Source organism: Parabacteroides sp. CAG:2 (genome assembly GCF_000436315.1).
Lineage (GTDB): Bacteria > Bacteroidota > Bacteroidia > Bacteroidales > Tannerellaceae > Parabacteroides > Parabacteroides distasonis.
In genome coordinates this window covers 14,364-15,774 of the sequence record NZ_FR885313.1, presented here as the reverse complement: position 1 = coordinate 15,774, position 1,411 = coordinate 14,364, and the positions used below count along the sequence as shown (strand labels likewise).

Annotated in this window: 1 protein-coding gene; it reads right to left on the bottom strand. The window is 39.1% G+C overall.

Features of this window, described 5'->3' with window-relative positions; all coding sequences use genetic code 11:
• A partial coding sequence (locus QVP94_RS12985) for a MalY/PatB family protein (RefSeq protein ID WP_288213276.1) occupies positions 1-682 on the bottom strand: 682 nt, incomplete at its 3' end.
• Positions 683-1,411: the final 729 nt, after the last annotated feature.

Below are 1,411 nucleotides of genomic sequence, written 5' to 3'. Positions count from 1 at the left end.
GGCAGGAGGCGGCGGTATCCGATACGGAGGCGAACGGGTAATGCGTGTACTGAGGATAGGCCATTTCCGCATGAATCTCATCGGAGATAACCAAAATATTGTGCTTGGCGCAAATCTCGGCCAATCGGACCAAGGTTTCCTTTTTCCAGACGATCCCACCCGGATTGTGAGGGTTGCAGAGGATCAACACCTTGCATTTATCATCTATAATAGATTCAAGATGATCGAAATCCATCTCATAAACACCATCTACCATCTTTAGCGGATTATAAACGACCTCGCGCTTCATTTTCTCCGGAACGATGCGGAACGGGTGATAAACAGGGGGCTGGATGATGACCTTATCTCCTTTTTGCGTAAAGCATTGGATAGCGAAAGCGATTCCCTTTACGATTCCCGGGATATAGCTGATCCATTCCCGTTGTATTTTCCAGTTATGTTTGTAGTGTACCCAATTGATGATACTCTCGTAATACTCGTCGGAGCCGAATGTATAGCCGAATATCTCGTGCTCACAACGTTTCTTCAGGGCCTCTACAATAAAGTCCGGTGTGCGGAAATCCATATCCGCCACCCATAGTGGTATCAGATTCTCGTCACCGAACATCTCTTTCAAACGGTCGAATTTCACGCAACTCGTCCCATGCCGTTCGATAACTTCGTCGAAGTTGTAGTGTTTCATATTTTTATTAACGATCAGTTTCTTAATTGCTATTGGGGTCAAAGATACAAATTATTATATTTATTGTTTATCCAAATCAAAATATGAAATGCTGTGTATTAGGAAATCGGCGATATATTTAATGAACCGTTTACTTAAACGGCTTATCAAACCGTAAACTGACGAAATGTCAAAGTGCTATTATTGCTCTCTGTGGGTGATGAATTATGGGGCGGGGGCTTGGTCGCATGGAAAAAGCGCAAGCATTTGATGGTTGTGTAAATCAGAATGATGTTTGAATGCAGGTGTTGTTGGTCTTTTTTTATGATTGATGTTTGAATAGCTGTCTATCGGTTGAGTATTTAAGGCTTTCTCTGTCTGAAAGTCATTTTGAAAATGTCTTTGCTTGAGCTGCTTCTAGCGTGGGTTATGCCGGATTTAGTCTTGATTTTAGGTGATTTTCATTCGAATGTTAACAAAATTTAGTCCGATACTAGATGATATTTCTTCCTTATGTTCTTCAGAAAACTTCCTTATGTTTTTTCTAGAACACTATTATGAATTTTTTCAAGGCTATTTATAGTCTACAAGTGTTAATAAATATGTGATTTAGAGTTTATATGTATCTTTTTTATCGCTAGAATAGGATTTTCTTATGAGATACATGTTATCGTAAGTCGTGTTATCTGATAAAAATGTTATATGGAATCTGTTTTAGATAACATTTGTCTTTTTACTGTTTCTGTTTGG